Source organism: Nakamurella sp. A5-74, from assembly GCF_040438885.1.
In the GTDB taxonomy this organism is placed as follows: Bacteria; Actinomycetota; Actinomycetes; order Mycobacteriales; family Nakamurellaceae; genus Nakamurella.
The window spans coordinates 3,719,560-3,740,736 of sequence record NZ_CP159218.1 but is presented as its reverse complement, the minus strand read 5'-3'; the positions used below and the strand labels follow the sequence as shown (position 1 = coordinate 3,740,736).

Genomic DNA, 21,177 nt, shown 5'->3' with positions numbered 1-21,177 from the left:
TGTCAGCTGTCAGCGACGCCGCAGGTGCGACCACCGCGATCGACGATCCTCGACCGCCAGGGGCGCCGACGAGATCCCGAACATCTCGAGCGACCTGGCGACGGCCAGGCCCGTCGACCGGAGCTCGCGGTGGGTGCCGCCCACCGGATCCGGGATGTCGTCCGCCGACGGATCCATCATCGCGAACAGGTGACGGCGTGATCGGGCATGCTCACCGAGCTTCTCGCCGCCCTGCCGGGAGTACTCGATCGGGTGACCCACGTGCACGAGGTGGGCGAACTGACGCAGCGTGAAGGTCCGATGGACCGCACGGGGGTCGAGGGACACCACCGCGGAGCGGTGAGCACGCTCCGCAGTCAGGATCAGCCCGGCCTCGGCAACGTCATCGGCAGTGAGCTGATGGGTGCGCAGGCCCGAGGTGTCGATGTCCCATCGCCGCAGCAGCTCGGTCACCCCTGGGTGCACCCGCGTGCCGGCATGGGCAGCAACACCGGCTGACCGAGTACTCCAGGTGAGCGGAGTGCTCGTAACGCGGAGTCCATCACCGATCTGCCGCAACCTGCGCGCCATCAACTGTTCGGCGATCACGGAGCGGATCTGGTTCGCGCGACAGACGAACAGAACGACGAACTCTGAAGTCGGATCGGTGTCCATGGCCAGCTTTCTCTATGAGCCAACTCACTGTATCCACCGAACGAGGCACGCCCGAACGGGGGAAGTTGTCGTAATGAAATCATCCGTGTCCACCGGTCGGGCACTGATCTGATCACCGAGTGTGAATTGCTGGGGAACAGTTCGTACATGCATTAGAGTGATACATGGATCTGGAAGTCAGTGTAGATGACTCTCGGTAGTTGACAAGATCCTCCTGGGTCCGGATGCGGGCCTGTGATCACCCGGTTGAGCTCAGAGCAGAGCCACGGACCCGAACGGAACGGACTCAGCAATGCGGATCGGTTACGCCCCGGGGGTGTACGACATGTTCCACGTCGGCCACCTCAACATCCTCAAGCACGCTCGCTCGAACTGTGACTTCCTGATCGCCGGCGCCGTCTCCGACGAGATGGCGTTCCAGGCCAAGGGCCGCTACCCGATCGTGCCGCTCGCCGAGCGTCTGGAGATCCTCTCTGCCATCAACTACGTCGACCAGGTCCACGCCGAGTTGGTGCCGGACAAGCTGGAGACCTGGCGGGAGCTGCAGTTCGACGTGATGCTCAAGGGTGACGACTGGCGCGGCACCCCCAAGGGGATGAAGCTCGAAGCCGATTTCGCGGCCGTCGGGGTGGAGATCGTCTACTTCCCGTACACCGTGCACACCTCCAGCACGCTGCTGCGCAGTGCGCTCACGGCGACCCTGCCCACGCAGAACAACGGCGAAGCGCGCGTCAGCTGATGACCACCGCCGAGCGTCGTCTCCCGACCGCAACCCTCCCGCAGCGTGCGCCGACCCGCCCGCGAGTCGAGACGCGCCCCACGGTCGGACGCACTGTCTGGGGTCGACGCTTCGCCCGCCGGCTCGCCGTCACCGACCTCGTGATGATCGCCGCCGCCGGTATCGGAGTCCACCTGGCCGGGTTCAGCGGGAGGTCCGTCGAGCGCTATGGCGTGGGCGTTGGCCCGGTCGCCATGACGGTGCTGTTCGCAGCTGCCTGGTTCGCAGCCCTCTCCTTCACCGGCACCCGTCGGCCGTTGGCGATCGGATTCGGGCCGGCCGAGTACAAGATGGTGATCCGCGTCAGCCTGGCCGTCTTCGGCGCTGTTGCCCTGATGTCCTACCTCGCCGCGTTCCCGGTGCCCAGGGGCTACATGCTGCTGATGCTGCCGATCGGGCTCTTCTCCTTGCTCGCCGGCCGCTACGTCTGGCGGCGTTGGCTGCAGGCCCGCCGTGACTTCGGCCACTACCAGTCCGCAGTGCTCGCCGTCGGCAGCCGCTCCACCGTCACCGCTCTGGTGCGCGATCTGCAGAAGATGCCGCGCGCCGGATACCGCGTGGTGGCCGTCTGCCTCACCGATCGACACCTGATGGACGTCGACGAGACGCTCGACGGCCTGCCGGTGGTGGGTGGCGTCGACGACGTGAAGGCGGCCGTCCGTCGCTCGGGCGCCGACGCGGTGGCCGTCACCGCTTCGGCCGAGATCGATCCGTCCGTGGTCCGGAAGCTGTCCTGGGACCTGGAGGACACGAACGCCGGACTGATCCTCGCTCCGGCGCTCACCGACATCGCCGGTCCGCGGGTGCACACCCAGCCGATCAACGGTCTCCCGCTGATCCATGTCGATCGACCGACGTACCGGGGCGCCAACAAGGTCGTCAAGAAGTCGTTCGACTTTCTCGGCACCGCCCTCATCCTGGTGCTGTTCAGCGTGCCGATGCTGCTCATTGCGCTGGCCGTCAAGCTCACGAGCGACGGTCCGGTCTTCTTCCGGCAGAGCCGGGTCGGCCTCAACGGGTCGATGTTCAAGATGGTCAAGTTCCGCACCATGGTCGTCGATGCCGAGTCCCAGCTCGAGGAGCTCAAGCGTCAGCGGCTGGCAGCCGAGACCGGCGAGGCGGGCAACGACGTCCTGTTCAAGATGAAGGACGACCCGCGGATCACCCGGATCGGCAAGATCCTGCGCCGCCTCTCGCTGGACGAGCTGCCGCAGCTGTTCAACGTGCTCACCGGCTCGATGAGCCTGGTCGGACCGCGTCCGCCGCTGGCCGACGAGGTGGCCCAGTACGAGTCCGACGCGCGCCGACGCCTGCTGGTGCGCCCCGGGATGACCGGCCTGTGGCAGGTCTCCGGCCGCAGCGATCTGAGCTGGGACGAATCCGTTCGCCTCGACTCGTACTACGTGGAGAACTGGTCCATCACCGGGGATCTGGTGATCCTCTGGAAGACCGCGAGGGTGATGCTCAGCAGTGACGGCGCGTACTGATCCTGGTCCGGCGCACCCGGCCTCGTGCCGCGTGAGAGAGTGGCAGCTGTGACTCAGCGCACCACGATCGTGGCCGTCCCCGGATCCACCCCAACCCTGCGGAACGACCTCGTGCCGACCCGATCACGTCGTGTGCGGGGGGTGGCAGTGCTCGCGGCCGCAGCGCTGCTGCTCGGCCTGACCGGATGCAGCGACCAGGTCGGCTCGGCAGCATCCGTCGGCGGGGTGCAGATCGCCGAGTCGGCTGTGCTCACCGACTCCACCGATCTGACGGCGGGTGCAGCGGCCTCGGAATCGTCCGCTCCGGCATCGCCGCAGTTCGACGTCCGGCAGCTCGACAACCGCCAGGTCCTCACCTATCGCATCCGGCACCAGTTGCTGCAGAGCGCCGCCGGTCGCGTCGGTGTCACCATCGACGAGGCTCAGGTGACGAAAGCGCTCGCGCACGGGACCGAGAACTTGTCCCAGCAGCTGGGCGTCCCGCAGAGCCTTGTCCCGCAAGCGCTCCGCGACACGTTCACCGTGCTCGCGCTGGCGCAGAAGACGCCGACCGTCACCGACGTGAAGGTGACCATCACCGAGCAGCGGTTCGCGTCCCGCGCCGAGGCGGTCACGGCCCGGGCGAAGGCCCAGGCAGACCCGGTCTCGTTCACCGGCGAGGGCACCGAGATCAACCTGGTCAGCAGCGCCGGACACCAGATCGCTCCCTTCGGGGTGTTCCAGGTTCCCGACGGTTCGTTCGTACTCGTGCAGCAGCCCGCTCAGGACGCCTGGTTCGTGGTGCGGGTGGACGGTCGCACGGAGAGCAAGGGGGAGCTGGCCAAGACGCTCACCACCATGCTGCAGAGCCAGGACCAGGCCGGGGTGCTGGGACTCTCCTGGGTCGCGCTCGCGCCCCTCATCAGCGGCGTGCAGATCGAGGTCAACCCGCGGTTCGGCGTCTGGGATCCGCTGAGCCTGCAGGTCGTCCCGGCGCCCGGATCCTGACCCGGATGGCCGAGCAGGTCACCCCGGGTGCGGGGCTTGCGCGGGCTGCGGCGATCACCGATCGGCTGCGATCGCCGGGTGGCTGCCCGTGGGACGCCGAACAGACCCACACCTCCCTGGTGCGCTACCTCGTCGAGGAATGCTTCGAGCTGGTACAGGCGCTCGAGGACGATGACCCGGCAGCGGTGCGCGAGGAACTCGGTGACGTGCTGTTCCAGGTGCTCTTCCACGCCCGGATCGCCGCCGAAACTCCCTCTGCCGCTGGCGGTTTCGACATCGACGACGTTGCCGACGGGCTGGTCGACAAGCTCGTCACCCGTCATCCGCACGTGTTCGCCGCCGGGTCCGGATCTGTGGGGGAAGCGCCCGTGAGCGCCTCCGACCAGGAGGTCCGCTGGGACGAGATCAAGAAGGCCGAACGCGCCAGGACCCAGGGCCGCGCCAGCGTGCTCGACGGTGTCGCTCTCGCCCAGCCTGCGCTGGCGCTGGCCGGCAAGCTCGGCTCGCGGGCCGGGAAGTTCGACGTGCACGCGCCGCTACCTGCCGACGATTCTCCGGCCGCGACCATCTTCCGGTTGGCCTACGAGCTCGGTCGCTCCGGCGCGGACGTCGAGGGAGCGGTCAGGGCCATCGCCCGCGGCCATGCGGCCGCGATGCTCGACGCGGAATCGTCTGCCGACGAATCCTCTGCCGGCTGAGCGCTCCCGGGCCGGGATCACTCGCCGGGCAGCGTCACCCCGAGCTGACGGCGGACCTCGTCGATCGTCTCCAGGATCGAGATGGTCTCCTCCAGCGGCAGCAGTGGTGATTCGGTCCGGCCGTCAGCCACGAGCTGGGCCAGGTGTGCCGCTTCGTGCACCAGCGCGAGGTGCCCGCGGATTGCTCCGCCGTCGTAGCTCAGCTCGCTGCCGTCGCGGTGCCGGTAGGTCAGCGTGGTCGGGGCGTAGAAGTCACTGGCCAGGAACACCCGCGCCTGCCGACCGACGATCGACGCTGTCGTGTCGGTGCGGGCGAACAGGTTGGTGTTGATGACGCTCTGGGCCGTCCCGGGTTCACCCTGCAGCAGCATCGACACCTGGCCGTCCACGCCGGTGAAGGCCCGGTCGCCCAAGGCGAGGATCCGCTGCGGCGTCCCGGCCACGAACGAGGAGAACGAGATCGGGTAGATGCCCAGGTCCAACAGGGCGCCGCCGGCCAGTTCGGGGTTGAACAGCCGGAAATCGGGGTCCTCGTCGAAGTACTGCCCGTGGTCTGCGGAAACGGTGGTGAGCGCACCGAGCGCGCCGTCGGCCAGCAGTTGCCGCAGGATGTCGATGTGCGGCAGGAACCGGGTCCACATCGCTTCCAATGCCGTCACCGACTGCTCGCGTGCCGCGGCCACCACTTCGCGGGCTTCTGCGGCGTTCCGGGTGAAGGCCTTCTCGACCAGGATGTGCTTGCCCGCGGCGACCGCCGCCAGCGCCTGGGCGTGGTGCTCGGAGTGCGGTGAGGCGATGTAGACGGCGTCGACCGTGTCGTCGGCCAACATCTGCTCCAGCCCCACGTGCCGGTGCTCGATCCCGAGATTGTCGGCGAAGGCGTCTGCGGTCTGCTGCTGCCGGGACGCCACCGCGACCACCTGTTGACGCGAGTGCTGCTGCATCGCGCCGACCATGTTGGCCGCGATGCCCCCGGTGCCGGCGATCCCCCAGCGCAGCGGCGGCGCGTCCTGCGGGTCGGGTGTGCGGGGGGTGGGCAGGGACGTGAGCGGGCGGCTGGTCACCCTGCTGAGGGTAGGTGGTGCCGCCCTCGGGATGTGGGCGGGGGAGCAATCGCTAAGGTCGAGCAGCAGGTGCTCCGGTGGGAGCACGGCAACCACATGCGAAGGGCTCCGATGACGGCGGCACAGCAGGCCCCGGTTCTGGTACTCGGCGAGGTGATGCGGGTCCTGGTCGCCGAGCCGGGTGACGCGGTCGACCGGGCCGAGAGGTTCCGCTCCACCATCGGCGGCGCCGAGGGCAACGTCGCGGCAGCGCTGGCCCGCCAGGGAGTTCCTGCCTGCTGGGTGGGCAGGGTCGGGGACGACGACGCGGGGCGGTACGTGCTGCGCCGGATGCGCGCCGAAGGGGTCGACGTCGTCGACGTGGCGGTCGAGGAGTCCTCGTTCACCGGGATGCTGATCCGCAACACGTCCGCACACGGGGCGATCTCGGTGACCTACCACCGGGCGGGCTCGGCGGGTTCGCTCGTCTCCGCGACCGATGTGGCGCGGGCCTGGGAGCGCCGGCGTCCGGCGCTGGTGCACGTCACCGGGATCACGGCGATGCTCTCCGACGGTGCGCTCGGCGCGGTGGTCGAGTTGCTCGACCGGGCAGCCGCCGACGATGTCCCGGTGAGCTTCGATGTGAACCTGCGCCTGCGACTGGCCGCCGCCGACCGTTGGCGGACGGTGCTGCCGGCGCTGGTGTCGCGGGCGCGGATCGTCTTCGCCGGGGACGGTGAGATCGACGTCCTGGCACCGGGTAGACCGCAGGCGGAGGTCGTGCGGGAGTGGCTTGCCGGGGCTGCCGAGGTGGTGATCGTCAAGAATGGCGATCACACCTGCACTGCCTTCACCGCCGGCGGTGAGCTCACCCGACCGAGTCTGGTGCGCGCAGTGATCGACCCGGTCGGCGCGGGCGATGCGCTGGTGGCCGGCTTCCTGGGTGCGTACCTGGCGGGTGCGGATCCGGATGGTTGTCTGACCCGCGGCGCCGCGTCTGCGGCCTTCGCGGTGCAGCACTGGTCGGACACCGAGGGCCTGCCCACCGGACCCGAACTCGACGCATTCGTGGCAGCCATCGGCAACGCCCGCGAACAGGTGCTGCGGTGAACCACCGGGATCGTCCCGGACCCGGACTCGAACCAGGGAGATGCGCGTGTACGGCTGGCAGATGATGGAACGTGCTGTGGCGCAACGCGTGATCGGGATCGTCCGCACCCCTGACTTGGAGTCCGCCGTCGCGGCCACCACGACGCTGATCAACGCCGGACTGCAGTCCGTCGAGATCACCCTGACCAATCCTGCAGCGCTGCAGGCGATCTCGGAGATCCGGCGGCGTTTCCCGGACGCCGTCGTCGGGGTCGGCAGCGTGCTGGACAGCGACTCGGCGGTAGCCGCGATCCGCGCCGGGGCGCAGTACCTGGTCTCGCCGACCGTTTCGCCGGCGACGATTGCCGCAGCCAACCGCTACGGCATTCCGGCCGTGATCGGGACGAACACCCCGACCGAGATGTTGGCAGCCCTCGAGGCCGGCGCATCGGCGGTGAAGCTGTTCCCCGCATCATCGAGTTCGCCGAAATGGGTCAGCGATGTCCGTGCCGCGCTGCCCCAGTTGCCGATCATCCCGACCGGGGGAGTGACGCCGGAAACTGCTGCCGACTGGATCGCTGCCGGCGCCGTCGCGGTCGGCCTCGGCTCGGCGCTGACCAGGGGCACCCCCGAGGAGTCCGCCTCACGCGTCGCCGACCTGCTGCGCACTCTGGCAGCCTTCTGACTCCTCTCGGCGAGACCTGTCGTCGATCTGGCGGGATCTCGACTCACTCGTTCTTCGCTCGCTCGATCGGCGGTGCGTTCGACTCCTTTTTCGCTCAGGACAAGCGACCCGAGGATGCAGTCGGGACCCTCGTGTTCTCCCCGTCGGGATCTCGGCTGGTTCCGTTCTCGGTCGCTGGGGGGTGGGGTCGCGGAGGAGGACGCTGCGTAGCCCTCTGCAGCGATGGACGCGCCGGTGAGCCTGCGAACCGGCGCGACCGAGCGAAGCCTGCGGAGCGGCGGCCTCCTCCGCGGCACCGCCGTGCAACCCTCCTCTGGCATGGCGGAACCCCAGCCGTTACACTCGGCGCCAGGTCATGAGTGCCAGCGTCAAGCCCCGGCTCGCTGGACGGCAACCCTTCTCCGCGATGGGGTGCCCCGGGTGATGACCGGGCTGAATGCCGTCCGGCGTTCGGCAAGCGTGGGCCTCCTCCATCGACTGGCCCTTGGATGCTCGAAGGAGCGCACTGTGTGCCAGGAAATGTGTAGCCGGTGACGGCGAGCGCGACGGTCTGATTCGCCGCCGGCCCGGAGTGACACCCGGTCAGGCCGAGATCGCAGCCCCTTCACCAACGGAGCGCGCAGAATCCCCTGCGCTGCACCGCTTCTCCCGCACCATCCCGTATCCACCCGGGTCGATCCCGGGCACCCTCCAGGAGCACACACCATGAGTTGGTCGTTCGAAACCCGCCAGATCCATGCCGGCCAGAGCCCGGACAGCCAGACCGGCGCCCGCGCCCTGCCCATCTACCAGACCACGTCGTTCGTCTTCGAGAACACCGCACAGGCTGCGGGCCGCTTCGCGCTCAGTGAGTTCGGTCCGATCTACACCCGGCTCAACAACCCGACCACCGAGGTGGTGGAGAACCGGATCGCCGATCTCGAAGGGGGTGTCGGTGCGCTCGTCGTCGCGTCGGGTCAGTCGGCCGAGACCATCGCGATCCTCAACGTCGCCGAGGCCGGTGACCACATCGTCTCCTCGCCGAGCCTCTACGGCGGCACGTACAACCTGTTCCACTACACGCTTCCCAAGCTCGGGATCACCGTCGACTTCGTCGCGAACCCCGATGATCCGGAATCGTGGCGGGCAGCCGTCAGGCCGAACACCAAGGCTTTCTTCGCCGAGACCATCTCGAACCCGAAGCAGGACGTGCTCGACATCGAAAAGGTGTCGGCAGTGGCCCACGAAGCCGGTGTCCCGCTGATCGTCGACAACACCATCGCCACCCCGTACCTGTTGCGGCCCTTCGAGTTCGGTGCCGACATCATCGTGCACTCGGCGACCAAGTACCTGGGCGGACACGGCACCGCCATCGGCGGCGTGATCGTCGATTCGGGGAAGTTCGATTTCGGGGTCGATCCGGAGAAGTTCCCGAATTACAACACCCCCGACCCGAGCTACCACGGTCTGGTCTACGCCCGCGATCTCGGTGTCGGTTCCGCGCTCGGAGCGAATCTGGCGTTCATCCTCAAGGCCCGCGTCCAACTGCTGCGCGACCTGGGCGCGGCGATCTCGCCCTTCAACGCCTTCCTCATCGCCCAGGGGCTGGAGACGTTGTCGCTGCGGATCGAGCGGCACGTCAGCAATGCCAAGGCGGTTGCCGAGTGGCTCGAGGCCAGGGACGACGTGCTGAGCGTCAACTACGCGGGTCTGGCGTCCAGCCCGTGGCACGAGCTGGCACAGAAGTACACGCCGAAGGGTCCCGGCGCGGTGCTCGCCTTCGAGGTGGCCGGTGGTGCCGAAGCAGGGCAGCGGTTCGTCGACGGCCTGCAGCTGCACTCGTTGGTCGCGAACATCGGCGACGTCCGGTCGCTGGCGATCCACCCCGCGGCGACCACCCACAGCCAGCTCTCCGAGGACGAGCAGCGCTCGACCGGCGTCACTCCCGGCCTGGTGCGGTTGTCGGTGGGCATCGAGCACATCGACGACATCCTGGCCGACCTGGAGCAGGGCTTCATCGCGTCCAAGGGCATCGACTGACCGTCGAGGCGGGCGTCGAAGGAGCAGGGCACGAGAAGTACTGGGACAGAAGAGGACTCATGACTCATGTGCAGCAGCGTCGCGGGAGCACGTCACGTGATCCCGCGGCGCTGTCGCGCCTCGTGCACGGCACCGAGCCCGGGTTCAGAGCCGTGGCTCGGGTGGGAGCGCTGGTCACCGAGTCCGGCACCGAGCTCGACGTCTCCCTCGCATACGAGACGTGGGGAACGCTCAACGCAGCCGGCGACAACGCGGTCCTCGTCGTGCATGCCCTGACCGGCGATGCCCACGTCGTCGGTCCGGCCGGTCCCGACCAGCCGACGCCCGGGTGGTGGGACGGGCTCATCGGTCCGGGTGCACCGCTGGATCCGGCGCGGCACTTCGTGGTGGCCGCGAACGTGCTCGGCGGCTGCCGCGGCAGCACCGGTCCCTCATCGTCCGCCCCGGACGGCCGGCCCTGGGGCTCCCGGTTTCCGCGCATTACCCCGCGCGACCAGGTGGCCGCAGAGGCGGCGCTCGCCGACCACCTCGGCATCGCTTCCTTCGCCGCCGTCATCGGCGGCTCCATGGGCGGCATGCGGGCGCTGGAGTGGGGCGTGCTGCATCCCGACCGGGTGCGGCATGTGGTCGCCATCGCCACTTGCGCCGCGTTCTCCGGTGACCAGATCGCCTGGAGCAGTGCCCAACTGGCCGCCATCACCACCGATCCGCTGTACCGCGGCGGTGACTACTACTCCGCCTCCGGAGGTGATGGCGCTCCGACCGCCGGGATGGCCGTTGCCCGGCAGATCGCCCACGCCACTTACCGTTCGGCGCAGGAACTGGATACCCGCTTCGGTCGCATCGAACAGTCCGGCGAGGACGTGCTGCGCGGTGGTCGGTTCGCGGTGCAGTCCTACCTCGACCACCACGGCGACAAGCTGGCCCGTCGGTTCGACCCGAACTCCTACGTGGTGCTGACCGAATCGATGATGCTGCACGATCTCGGTCGCGATCGCGGCGGTCTGCAGGCCGCGCTGCGGCGGATCACCGCGCCGCTGACGGTGGCCGTGGTGGACTCGGACCGGTTGTTCCCGCCGGCCCAGGGCGAGCTGATCGCCCGGCTCGCACCCACGGCCCGGGAACTCCGCGTCATCCGTTCCGGCCATGGCCACGACGGGTTCCTGATCGAGGCCGAGCAGGTCGGCGCCATCGTGCGCGACGCGGTGGACGCCACCACCTCAGGTGCCGGCGAACACTGAACAACCGGCTCGCATCGGCGGTATGGCCTGATTCGGGCGGTGTGCCGCCATCGGGTCTGTGACGTCGATGACGTGGGGCCCCCTGAGGCTGTCCTGACTTCGTCCGTGTGTGTCTCCGGGGCTACGGTGATGCGGTGTCCACGAACACTCGAGCGGTGTCCAAACCCGCAGGCCCACCGAAGGGCCGACGTACCACGGTCGCCCTGAAGTTGTTGATGGCCGGTACCGGCATCATCTTCATCGGCTACGTCCTGCTGCACATGTACGGCAACCTCAAGGCGATCAGCGGCAAGGAGTCCTTCGACACCTACGCCGAGCACCTGCGGACCTTCGGTGAGCCGATCCTGCCGTACTCCGGGCTGCTCTGGATCATCCGGGCGGTGCTGATCCTCAGCCTGGTCGGTCACGCGTATGCCGCCTTCAAGCTGTGGAAGCGCGCGCAGGACGCCCGTACCCAGCGGTACGCGGTGAAGAAGGCGGTCAGCTCATCGCTGTCGTCCCGCTGGATGCGCTGGGGTGGCGTGGCGCTGCTGCTGTTCATCGTGTTCCACATCCTGCAGTTCACCACCAGGACCATCACCCCGGGCGGGGATGCGGGCAGCCCCTTCGACCGGCTGGTCAACGGGTTCTCGCTGTGGTGGGTGTTCTTGATCTACCTGGCGGCGATGTTCGCCCTGGCGATGCATCTGCACCACGGGGTGTTCAGTGCCAGTCAGACCCTCGGATGGACGAGCTCGGCGTTGTCCCGTCGGGTCGCACGGATCACGGGATGGGTGATCGCCCTGGTGATCTCCGTCGGGTTCACCATCCCGCCGTTCCTCATCCTCATCGGCGTCATCAAGTAGCGGGAGAGGTAATTCCATGGCAGACCCCCGGTCCAACGTCGACGACCCCGATTCGGCCGTGCTGGCCCCGGTCCAGGTGGCCACCGACGGCCCCTCCGACTCGCCGATGGCAAACCCGACCTCCGCTGAGCCGTCGGTCTCGGCACCCGTCGTCCCGGATGCGCCCGATCGCCCCCAGGCGCAGATCGGCGACCTGGTGGCGGGTCTCTACCGGCTCGGCGAGCCGATCGCGGACACCAAGGCCCCGGACGGTCCGATCGAGCAGAAATGGACCAAGCGCAAGTTCGAGGCAAAGCTGGTCAATCCGGCGAACCGCCGCAAACTCAAGGTGATCATCGTCGGCACCGGCCTCGCCGGCGCCTCTGCCGCTGCCACCCTCGGGGAGGGCGGCTACCACGTCACCTCCTTCTGCTACCAGGACTCCCCGCGGCGGGCACACTCGATCGCCGCCCAGGGCGGCATCAACGCGGCGAAGAACTACCAGGAGGACGGCGACTCCGTCCAGCGGCTGTTCTACGACACGGTCAAGGGCGGCGACTACCGGTCCCGGGAGACGAACGTCTACCGGCTGGCCGAGGTCAGCACGAACATCATCGATCAGTGTGTGGCGCAGGGGGTTCCGTTCGCCCGCGACTACGGCGGCCTGCTCGACAACCGCTCCTTCGGCGGCGTGCAGGTCTCCCGCACCTTCTACGCCCGCGGTCAGACCGGACAGCAGTTGCTGATCGGCGCGTACCAGGCTCTGGAGCGTCAGGTGGCGGCCGGCACCGTCACCGTGCACACCCGGCACGAGATGCTGGAGGTCGTCGTCGTCGACGGCAAGGCGCGCGGCGTCATCGTCCGCGACATGGTGACCGGCGAGATCGAGACCCACCTGGCCGACGCGGTCGTGCTGGCCAGCGGCGGCTACGGCAACGTCTTCTTCCTGTCCACGAATGCCATGGGCTGCAACGTGACCGCGAGCTGGCGTGCGCACCGCAAGGGCGCCCACTTCGCCAATCCCTGCTACACGCAGATCCACCCGACGTGCATCCCGGTGTCCGGCGAGCACCAGTCGAAGCTGACGCTGATGTCGGAATCGCTGCGCAACGACGGCCGCATCTGGGTTCCGAAGAATCGCGAGGACTGCGAGAAGCATCCGCGCGACATCCCGGAAGACGCCCGCGACTACTACCTGGAGCGGATCTACCCGGCCTTCGGCAACCTGGTCCCGCGCGACATCGCCTCCCGGCAGGCGAAGAACGTCTGTGACGAAGGACGTGGTGTCGGGCCGAAGGTGGGCGACTTCCGCCGCGGTGTCTACCTGGACTTCACCGAAGCCATCGATCGACTCGGACTGGCTGCCGTGAAGTCCAAGTACGGCAACCTCTTCGACATGTACGCCCGCATCACCGGCGAGGATCCGTACGCAACGCCGATGCGTATCTACCCGGCAGTGCACTACACGATGGGCGGTCTGTGGGTCGACTACGACCTGCAGTCCTCGATCCCCGGACTGTTCGTGACCGGCGAGGCGAACTTCTCCGACCACGGTGCGAACCGACTCGGCGCCTCGGCCCTGATGCAGGGCCTGGCCGACGGATACTTCGTGCTGCCCAACACGATTCGCGACTACCTCGCCGCGGGACCGTTCGAGAACGTCGAGTCCCGTCCGGAAGTCGCCGAAGCCAGGGCGGACGTCCAGCAGCGCATCAAGCTGCTGCTGGAGATCAACGGCGACCGGACCGTCGACTCCTTCCACCGCGAGCTCGGCCACATCATGTGGGAGTACTGCGGCATGGAACGCAGCGAGGAGGGTCTGCGCAAGGCCGTCGATCTCATCCGCGGGCTGAAGGCCGAGTTCTGGCGCAACGTCAAGGTTCTCGGTTCCGGCGAGGAACTGAACCAGGCGCTGGAACGCGCCGGCCGGGTCGCCGACTTCATCGAGCTCGGCGAGCTGATGTGCATCGACGCCCTGCACCGTCGCGAATCGTGCGGCGGACACTTCCGCACGGAGAGTCAGACGGAGGAAGGCGAGGCACTCCGTCACGACGACGAGTATGCCTACGTCGCTGCCTGGGAATGGGGCGGCGACGACGGAGATCCGGTGCTGCACAAGGAAGATCTCGTCTACGACTTCATCGAGTTGAAGCAACGGAGCTACAAGTGAACCTCACCCTGCGCATCTGGCGCCAGACCGCTGCCGCCACCCAGGGCAGCTTCCACACCTATCAGGTGGACGACATCTCCGAGGACATGTCGTTCCTGGAGATGCTGGACGTCCTCAACGAGCGACTCACCGCGAAAGGTGAGGACCCGGTCGCGTTCGACTCGGACTGTCGCGAGGGCATCTGCGGCACCTGCGGCCTGATGATCTCCGGCCAGGCCCACGGTCCGGAGGTGACGACGACCTGTCAGCTGCACATGCGCAGCTTCCCCGACGGCGACACCATCACCATCGAGCCGTGGCGCGCCGATGCTTTCCCGGTCGTCAAGGACCTGATCGTCGACAGATCGGCCTTCGACCGAATCATCCAGGCCGGCGGCTACATCTCGGTGAACACCGGTGCCGCTCCTGAAGCGCACTCGGTTCCGGTGCCGAAGGCGCAGGCGGACAGGGCTTTCGACGCGGCGACCTGCATCAGCTGCGGTGCCTGCGTCGCAGCGTGCCCGAACGCCTCCGGCATGCTCTTCATGGGCGCCAAGGTGACCCACCTCGCCGAGCTCCCGCAGGGTCAGCCCGAGCGTGCAGCCCGGGTGGTCAAGATGGTCAATCAACACGACCACGAGGGCTTCGGCGGCTGCACCAATATCGGCGAGTGTGCGGGCGCCTGCCCCAAGGAGATCCCGCTCGACGTGATCTCCACCCTGAACCACGACCTCCGCAAGGCGATGCGACACAACCCCAGCTGATTTTCCCTGTCCGTGCCCACGGATGAGGGCGCTGCTTGCCCCGGTTGTCGAGCAGCGAGGAACGAGCGTGACGAGACACGCTGGACGCGCCGGTTCGCAGGAAACTCTCTGGGGGTCGGCCGCGGCTGTGCCCCGGGTCCCGCCCGGCGGGATCCGCGGGTTCGCAGGCTCACCCGGCGGATACCCGCCCATGCCCGAGCCACTCCCTGACCCGGGGCACAGCCGCGTCCGGTCACCGTCGTCGACGACGGCAACAACCCCATCGGTGATCGAGCGACGGAGGAGTCGAGATCCAGTCGCGGGTTTTGGTGATCGAGCAAGCGAGGAACGAGCGCGACGAGATCCTGTCGCTCTGTTCCGAAACGAGTGACGAGGATATGGCCGTCGATGGGCGATTCCGCAGGGCGTCCTGCCGAAATTCGAGTCGGCGGCCATCTGCTGGTCACGACGTGACGGCGCCCTCGGTGCGTGTCGCACAGTGGCCGCTCGCTGAGCATTCCCGCACTGGCTCCTGCTGTTTTCCTCCGTCAGCGGCCGTCCTCCGTCACGTTCTCGTTTCGGAGCACCCCGGGCAGCCGGGCGAGCACGTCCTCCCAGCCCTGGCGGTAGTTCTCGGCTGCGACGCCGGTGGTGTGGACGATCGTCACCGTCGTGCCGGCGTCGGTCGCGGTGAAGCTGACCTGCACGGTGTCGACCGACTCCGGTTCGGCCGGGGGAGTCTCGCCGTCCTCGACCCAGACCCAGGTCATGGTGAAGCCGGCCGGCCGGTCGACGGCCATGTACTCGCCTCGGATGCCCATCCCGACCTGCGAACTGTGGATCCGGTAGCCACCGCCCACGCGGACGTCCAACTCGTACTGGGTGTCGGGCCACTGTGGCCACCACCAGCGGGCCAGCTCGGCGGGATCGGTCCAGGCGTCGAACGCGCTGTCGGGGTCGGTGGCGACGGCGCGCGTGAAGGTCAGTGCTGTCATTTCGGGCCTGTTTCGGGTCGGGTCGGTGAGACGTGGGCGGCGAACCGGTCGAGGTGACCGGTCCAGAACAGGTGACTCTGGAGGGCCCATTCCTGCAGCGGCGCAAGGCTTCCGGGGACGAGCGCAACCGTCACAACCCGTCCGGTCTTGTGTCGGGCGACGATGCCGGCGCGCTCGAGGATGCCGAGTTGTTTCAGCACTGCAGGCAGGGTCACCTCGAGCAGTTCGGCCAGGGTGCTGACGCTGGTCGGTCCGGTGGCGAGATGCTCGATCAGCTGCCGACGCGTCGGGTTCGCGATCGCCGTTGCGGCGGCGTCGAGAGCGGCGTTGGTGGACATCGTCCGACTGTACCAACACTGTACCGATTGGTGAAGTGTTCTGTGGGACGGATCCGGTGAACGCTCGTAGGGTGGAGGCATGGCACTCCGCTTCGGGTACAAGGCATCTGCAGAGCAGTTCGGTCCGCGCGAGCTCGTGGACTTCACCGTGATCGCCGAACAGGCAGGTTTCGAGTCGGCGTGGATCTCCGACCACTTCCAGCCCTGGCGGCACGACGGCGGCCACGCGCCGGCCGCGCTGCCCTGGCTCGGTGCCGCCGGAGCGAAGACCGAGAAGATCATCCTGGGCACCTCGGTGCTCACACCCACCTTCCGCTACCACCCGGCCGTCATCGCCCAGGCATTCGCGACGCTCGGCGTGCTGTTCCCGGGGCGCGTCATCCTCGGCGTCGGGTCGGGGGAGTCGCTCAACGAGGTCGCGCTCGGGCTCGAATGGCCCGACGGCAAGGAGCGCTTCGCCCGTCTCAAGGAGGCGATCGCGCTGATCAAGCAGTTGTGGGACGGCGAGCGCGTCACCTCGGAGGGCACTTACTACACGGTCGAGAACGCCACCATCTACGACCGCCCGGACTCACCCGTGCCGATCTACATCGGTGCGTCGGGTCCGGCAGCGACCCGGATGGCCGGCCGGGTGGGTGACGGCTTCATCACCACGTCCGGCAAGGCGCCCGAGCTCTACTCCGACACCCTGCTGCCGGCGCTGGCGGAAGGTGCGGGCAAGGCGGGGCGGTCGCTGGACGACCTCGACCTGATGATCGAGATGAAGGTGTCCTTCGACCACGATCCCGAGCGCGCCCTGCAGGACACCAAGTACTGGGCTGCGCTGGCGTTGTCGCCCGAGGAGAAGACGCACGTCCACGACCCGATCGAGATGCAGCGGCTCGCCGATGCGCTGCCGGTCGAGCGGGCTGCGTCCCGGTGGATCGTCTCGGCCGATCCGGACGAGCACGTGGAGAAGATCAAGACATACATCGACCTCGGCTTCAAGCACCTGGTGTTCCACGCCCCCGGGCCCGACCAGGCCCGCTTCCTGGAGCTCTACGGCGCCGAGGTGCTGCCCAAGCTCCGCGAACTCGGCTGAGCCCCGCAGACAATTCATTGATCCCTCGAAGGGGCAAACGCATGACTCGTGTTGTCATTCTCGGCGGCCACGGCAAGATCGCTCTCCGGCTGGCGAAGTTACTGAGCGCCGACGGAGCCGAGGTCGACTCGGTGGTCCGCAATCCGGACCACGGGGTGGACGTGGCCGAGGCCGGGGCTTCGAGCGTCGTCGCCGACATCGAGTCGGCGACGGTGGATTCGCTCACCGCCGTGATTGCCGGTCATGACGCCGTCGTGTTCAGCGCCGGCGCCGGCGGCGGGGATGCCGCGCGCACCTTCGCCGTCGATCGTGACGCTGCGATCCGGGCGGTCGATGCCGCGGCAGCAGCCGGCGTCGCCAGGTTTGTGCTGGTGTCGTACTTCGGTGCTGGGCTCGACCACGGTGTCCCGGAGGAGAATTCCTTCCACGCCTATGCCCAGGCCAAGGCGGAGGCCGACGAGTACCTGCGCGCGAGCGACCGGGAGTGGACGATCGTCGCCCCGAGCTCGCTGACCCTCGACGCCGGCACCGGGTTGATCGAGACGGCCGACGCCGGCGCCTCAGCGGGCGAGGTCAGCCGCGACGATGTCGCCGCCGTCATCGCGGCGGTGCTGCAGACCCCGGCGACCATCCGGCGCACCATCGAGTTCAACAACGGTGCCACCCCGATCGACGAGGCGCTGGCCGCACTGCGGAGCTGAGGCCTTCGCAGCCTCAACCCAGGATGGCCTGCACGACCGCGAGCGTTCCGGTCGCCACCAGCAGGGCCAGCACCAGCCGCCGGAAGGTTTTCGGATCGATTCGGCTGAACACCCGGTCGCCGATCAACCAGCCGACCGCGAGGCCGGGGATGCCGGCGGCCACCACCGTGAGGGCGTCGGATCCGATCCGGCCGACCACCGCGAACCCGATGATCGCCGCGATGTCCTGGAGCGCGAAGGCGGCCTGCAAGCAGGCGCGGAACGCGCGTGGCGTGAGCCCGGCGCCTTGGAGCGCGAGGACCAGCGGCGGGCCGTTCATCCCGGTGGAGGTGAGCAGTGCACCGCTCACCACGCCGGCCACCCCGACTGCTCGGCCAGGGACGGGCCGGGTGCGGGGCCGTGCGATCAGCACGGTCATCCCGATCACGACACAGCCGATGAGCAGCGACAGCCAGCGGGCATCCAACAGACGCAGCGCCAGCAGGCCGACCGGCAGGCCGATCAATGCGGTCGAGGAGACCACCACCACCGTGCGCCACGGAATGTGAGCACGCTGATGGACGCTCGTGCCGACGGAGAGCACGAAACCCAGCCCGGTGGCGGCGACCACGGCTGCCGGCGCCCCCACGAACGGGACGAGCAGTGGCACTGACAGCAAAGCGAACCCGAAGCCGGACACCGATTGTGCGAAACCCGCGACGGCAGCGATCAGCACCGCAGCGAGAACCGTCACCTGACCATCAGATCATTGCCGCGCGGGCGGCAGGACCGGATCGCCCCGCGTCATCCAACGAACGCGGCGCATGCCCATCCGGTCCGGCGCATGCTGATCGGCCCGGCGCATGCTGAATGGTCGGCTGTGGCCCGATTCGGGGCTGGAGACGACCATCGAGAATGCGGCTGCGCTGTAGTCGGCCCCGTGGGCAGCGCAGTCGGCTGTGGACGGCGATCGGCTCAGTCCGGCGTTGGTGCGGTGAGCTGTGGGGGTTTCGCGTTCCACGGTCGCAGGTGCTGCACGACCTCGGCGTAGAGGTGAGTGGTCGCCTGATGGACCGAGCGGATCACGCCGCCGGTCCCGGAGTTCCGTTTGGTCCCCATCGGGAGTTCCAACGTCAGGCGGAACGCCCTGATGTCCCGTCCATCAGCGGGCACCAGCAGTTCGGGCTTCTTCCGGACCGATCCGAGGAGCTCCGCGGTGGAGAGTCCGCGGCCACCGGCGAGCAGTGCCTCGACACGCAGAGCATCGCGGGCGTCCGGGATCTGACGGAGCAGCCAATTGATCCGCGTCAACGGGCGGCCATCGCGGGGCGCATCGACCTGGATCGAAACCCCCACTCGCTCGGACCGCAGGTCGTTGGTGATCACCAGGGCGTCGACTGCGCCGGGGACGCGGATCGACCCGAACAGCTGACCCGAGTCGGCCAGCTGTTGAGGCCGGGTGGTCCCGTCTGCCCGTGCCCGCGGGGGCTGGATCGACGTCTCCACTCCGAGTAGACTGGTCAGCTGCAACCCGATGTGCCGCACCAGTTGATCGAAGTGCGCGATCACCTCGGCGCAGCCCTTGTCGCTTGCCCGGAGTGTGCGGTGTTTGACGGCATCGCGGATTTTGACCCATTCGGGGCCCATGTCGGTGAAGCCGTGCAGACCGGATCGCGGGTGCTCCATGTAGCGGAGGAACTCGTCCAGCACCACGGCCTGTGTGTTGTCGGCTGCCCGGGCATGACGCGACAGCAGAATCGCGTCGGTCCGGATCTGTTCCCAGGAGAGATGGTGGAGCGAGACCTTCTTGAGTTTGCGGCGGTCGAAGGCGATCGGGTGCTCGTCGTTGGATCCGGCGAGCTGATTGCTGATCGTGATGACGGCATCGAAGTTCTTGGCGCGCGCGATCTCGACGTAGTGATCGACCTGTTCGAAGTTCAATTTCCCGTCCGAAGTCTTGACCTCGACGAGAGCGCGCCATTCGCGTTGTCCCCGCTTGACGGTGATCACCCCGTCCGGCCGGTAGGCCTGCTCGTCGAGTCCGAAAGGAACTTCGATGAACGTCGTCACTGCTCCTGCTGGGGCTCCCACTCGCGCGGTGACCGCCCGTCCGAATTCCCTCACGATGCCGAGAACCGCGAGCAGTGCCGAGGTGGCGCGCCTCTCCTGCTCCTCGGCTCCACCGATGCCGGCAACGGGGAACAGCCGGGCACGTTGCCAGTCGGCGTCGGTGTCCGCCGGGATCGTCCGATCCCAGTCGGTGGGGAGTTTCGGCGCACGGGTGGATCGGCGCACCGAGACCTTGGCCGTACGAGCGGGTTCGGGGGCGGTGTCGTCCCGCGTCGTCCCAGCGGGCACCGGGGTGATCTCGACCGGCAGCGCCTCCTCGGTCATGACCGGGGAGGAGGGGTTCGAAGTGTTCGCCTCGGCAGATGCATCCGAAGTCGAGTCATCTGCGCTCAGGTCCTCCCCGAGTGCCGGCTCGGAATTGTCGACGTCCACGCCGAACTCGGTGACCAGCGCCGTCAGCCCGTCGGCGAATCCCTGACCGATGGCCCGGATCTTCCACTCGCCGGCCCGGCGGTAGAACTCTCCGAACAGCATCGCAGTCTCGGAGCTCAATGCCTCGAGGCCGAAGATCACGAGTTCTTGGGCGTCGGACGACCGGGCAATCCTCAACGTCACCGACGATGCTGCGGCGAAGGTGATGCCGAGGGTGGGATCCAGGCTCGCGGACAGCACGATGCGGGCGACGTCGTCGGGGAGGTCGTCGAGTTCGACGGTCACCACGTCACTCGCAACGGGCGTCGATTGGTGGTCGGTCCTGATTTTGTCGCGCAGGTGCACGGCTCCGTCGGCGCCGACCGGCTGGTTGTAGAAGATCAGGTCGTCGTTGGACCGCACCCGCCCGTCGTCGCCGAGCAGCAGGACACTGACGTCGGCGTCGACGGCCGTTCCCTCACTTCCCTCGGTCTCCAGGATGACGGTGACCGAGCCGAGCTCCTCATCGAGCGATCGCAGGGCGAGATTCGCACCCTTGGACAGATGGACCGGAAGTTCCCCTGCGGATGGCATGAGTCAGAGAATGGCACGCTGTCTGATCGGGACCCCTGACAGGCGCGCCGCCGCCGGAGCGGATGCAGAGGTCTCGAGCGGTCGAGGTCCTGCCGGACGGCCGGGCGTGCGCGCACAGGCAGGCTCAAGGGTCAGTTGCCACCGTCATCCAGATGCGTGTGGTAGCTTTCTCCCGAACCGGGGGGGGGAGTCCTCCGACCAAAGAATCGGGGATCGTGTGAACGGCAAACTCAAGCGAATTGCGGCAGTGGCTACCATGACGTCATCGGCGGTGATTGCTTTCGCAGCTCCGGCCCTTGCTGCGACCTACAGCGGTCGCGGTGACTACACTCGCGAGCTGGACACTGTCTCGTTGAACGCAACGGCAGCGGGGCGACATTTGGCGTATACCGAAGCGACGTGCACGGGCGCGACCATCTCAGTCGAGCTCTACCAGGACTTTTTCTTCGAGCCGAACAATCCGCAGGGCCGAAAAGGTATCGCCTGCGGAAGGAATGTTGGTGCGGCATGGAACTCCGATGACAACGGCGATCATTTCCTCCGCTTTCGCAGTAACGACCGAGCGGTAACCGTCAAATTCACGTGGACCTATCCTCGCTGACGCGGGCAAA

At 67.8% G+C, this 21,177-nt stretch carries 20 protein-coding genes and 1 riboswitch; of the genes, 14 read left to right on the top strand and 6 right to left on the bottom strand.

Annotation, left to right across the window (positions count from 1 at the left end):
* Positions 1–9: 9 nt before the first annotated feature.
* A complete protein-coding gene (locus ABLG96_RS17160) occupies positions 10–654 on the bottom strand; it encodes a hypothetical protein (RefSeq protein WP_353648543.1) in 645 nt (214 codons plus the stop codon).
* Between the two features lie 292 nt (positions 655–946).
* Here ABLG96_RS17160 and ABLG96_RS17155 point away from each other — a divergent pair, with 292 nt between their 5' ends.
* Genes ABLG96_RS17155 through ABLG96_RS17140 form a run of 4 tightly spaced genes read left to right on the top strand, consistent with a single transcriptional unit; the run spans position 947 to position 4,604 of the window.
* Positions 947–1,393, top strand: a complete 447-nt coding sequence (locus ABLG96_RS17155) for an adenylyltransferase/cytidyltransferase family protein (RefSeq protein WP_353648542.1) — start codon at positions 947–949, stop codon at positions 1,391–1,393.
* On the top strand, positions 1,393–2,919 hold the full coding sequence (locus ABLG96_RS17150) for a sugar transferase (RefSeq protein ID WP_353648541.1): 1,527 nt from the start codon (positions 1,393–1,395) through the stop codon (positions 2,917–2,919). The genes ABLG96_RS17155 and ABLG96_RS17150 overlap by 1 nt, the downstream gene beginning before the upstream one ends.
* A 48-nt stretch (positions 2,920–2,967) precedes the next feature.
* The gene (locus ABLG96_RS17145) at positions 2,968–3,906 is read left to right on the top strand and encodes a hypothetical protein (protein WP_353648540.1); all 939 of its coding nucleotides are present in this window, start codon (positions 2,968–2,970) and stop codon (positions 3,904–3,906) included.
* Positions 3,907–3,911: 5 nt separating this feature from the next.
* A complete protein-coding gene (locus tag ABLG96_RS17140; RefSeq protein ID WP_353648539.1) occupies positions 3,912–4,604 on the top strand; it encodes a MazG family protein in 693 nt (230 codons plus the stop codon).
* Between the two features lie 17 nt (positions 4,605–4,621).
* On the opposite strand, the gene ABLG96_RS17135 is transcribed toward ABLG96_RS17140, so the two are convergent.
* On the bottom strand, positions 4,622–5,668 hold the full coding sequence (locus tag ABLG96_RS17135; RefSeq protein WP_353648538.1) for a Gfo/Idh/MocA family oxidoreductase: 1,047 nt from the start codon (positions 5,666–5,668) through the stop codon (positions 4,622–4,624).
* A gap of 111 nt (positions 5,669–5,779) precedes the next feature.
* Between ABLG96_RS17135 and ABLG96_RS17130 the strand changes: the two genes are divergently transcribed.
* The 7 genes from ABLG96_RS17130 to ABLG96_RS17100 all read left to right on the top strand — a co-directional run bounded on the left by ABLG96_RS17130 (position 5,780) and on the right by ABLG96_RS17100 (position 14,418).
* Positions 5,780–6,757, top strand: coding sequence for a sugar kinase (locus tag ABLG96_RS17130; protein WP_353648537.1), 978 nt, complete (start codon positions 5,780–5,782; stop codon positions 6,755–6,757).
* A 46-nt stretch (positions 6,758–6,803) separates the two neighbouring features.
* The gene (locus tag ABLG96_RS17125) at positions 6,804–7,421 is read left to right on the top strand and encodes a bifunctional 4-hydroxy-2-oxoglutarate aldolase/2-dehydro-3-deoxy-phosphogluconate aldolase (protein ID WP_353648536.1); all 618 of its coding nucleotides are present in this window, start codon (positions 6,804–6,806) and stop codon (positions 7,419–7,421) included.
* A 351-nt stretch (positions 7,422–7,772) separates the two neighbouring features.
* A riboswitch (SAM riboswitch) is annotated at positions 7,773–7,887 on the top strand.
* Between the two features lie 239 nt (positions 7,888–8,126).
* A complete protein-coding gene (locus ABLG96_RS17120) occupies positions 8,127–9,440 on the top strand; it encodes a bifunctional o-acetylhomoserine/o-acetylserine sulfhydrylase (RefSeq protein WP_353648535.1) in 1,314 nt (437 codons plus the stop codon).
* A gap of 59 nt (positions 9,441–9,499) precedes the next feature.
* A complete protein-coding gene (locus ABLG96_RS17115) occupies positions 9,500–10,681 on the top strand; it encodes a homoserine O-acetyltransferase (protein ID WP_353648534.1) in 1,182 nt (393 codons plus the stop codon).
* A 155-nt stretch (positions 10,682–10,836) separates the two neighbouring features.
* A complete protein-coding gene (locus ABLG96_RS17110; protein ID WP_353648533.1) occupies positions 10,837–11,526 on the top strand; it encodes a succinate dehydrogenase cytochrome b subunit in 690 nt (229 codons plus the stop codon).
* Positions 11,527–11,542: 16 nt separating this feature from the next.
* The gene (locus ABLG96_RS17105; RefSeq protein WP_353648532.1) at positions 11,543–13,675 is read left to right on the top strand and encodes a fumarate reductase/succinate dehydrogenase flavoprotein subunit; all 2,133 of its coding nucleotides are present in this window, start codon (positions 11,543–11,545) and stop codon (positions 13,673–13,675) included.
* Entirely contained in the window at positions 13,672–14,418 is a 747-nt protein-coding gene (locus ABLG96_RS17100) for a succinate dehydrogenase/fumarate reductase iron-sulfur subunit (RefSeq protein ID WP_353648531.1), read from the top strand. Before ABLG96_RS17105 ends, ABLG96_RS17100 begins: the two co-directional genes overlap by 4 nt.
* A 527-nt stretch (positions 14,419–14,945) precedes the next feature.
* Here the strand turns inward: ABLG96_RS17100 and ABLG96_RS17095 are convergent.
* A complete protein-coding gene (locus ABLG96_RS17095; protein WP_353648530.1) occupies positions 14,946–15,392 on the bottom strand; it encodes an SRPBCC domain-containing protein in 447 nt (148 codons plus the stop codon).
* Positions 15,389–15,730 carry a metalloregulator ArsR/SmtB family transcription factor gene (locus ABLG96_RS17090; RefSeq protein WP_353648529.1) on the bottom strand — a complete coding sequence of 114 codons (342 nt, stop codon included), beginning with the start codon at positions 15,728–15,730 and terminating at the stop codon, positions 15,389–15,391. The genes ABLG96_RS17095 and ABLG96_RS17090 overlap by 4 nt, the downstream gene beginning before the upstream one ends.
* A gap of 79 nt (positions 15,731–15,809) precedes the next feature.
* Between ABLG96_RS17090 and fgd the strand changes: the two genes are divergently transcribed.
* Positions 15,810–16,811 carry a glucose-6-phosphate dehydrogenase (coenzyme-F420) gene (gene fgd / locus ABLG96_RS17085; RefSeq protein ID WP_353648528.1) on the top strand — a complete coding sequence of 334 codons (1,002 nt, stop codon included), beginning with the start codon at positions 15,810–15,812 and terminating at the stop codon, positions 16,809–16,811.
* A gap of 41 nt (positions 16,812–16,852) precedes the next feature.
* A complete protein-coding gene (locus tag ABLG96_RS17080) occupies positions 16,853–17,512 on the top strand; it encodes an NAD(P)H-binding protein (RefSeq protein WP_353648527.1) in 660 nt (219 codons plus the stop codon).
* A 13-nt stretch (positions 17,513–17,525) separates the two neighbouring features.
* On the opposite strand, the gene ABLG96_RS17075 is transcribed toward ABLG96_RS17080, so the two are convergent.
* Positions 17,526–18,245 (bottom strand): sulfite exporter TauE/SafE family protein, encoded by a 720-nt coding sequence (locus tag ABLG96_RS17075; protein ID WP_353648526.1) that lies wholly within the window; start codon positions 18,243–18,245, stop codon positions 17,526–17,528.
* A 221-nt stretch (positions 18,246–18,466) separates the two neighbouring features.
* The gene (locus tag ABLG96_RS17070; RefSeq protein ID WP_353648525.1) at positions 18,467–20,566 is read right to left on the bottom strand and encodes a TerD family protein; all 2,100 of its coding nucleotides are present in this window, start codon (positions 20,564–20,566) and stop codon (positions 18,467–18,469) included.
* Between the two features lie 217 nt (positions 20,567–20,783).
* Here ABLG96_RS17070 and ABLG96_RS17065 point away from each other — a divergent pair, with 217 nt between their 5' ends.
* Positions 20,784–21,167, top strand: a complete 384-nt coding sequence (locus tag ABLG96_RS17065; protein ID WP_353648524.1) for a hypothetical protein — start codon at positions 20,784–20,786, stop codon at positions 21,165–21,167.
* Positions 21,168–21,177: the final 10 nt, after the last annotated feature.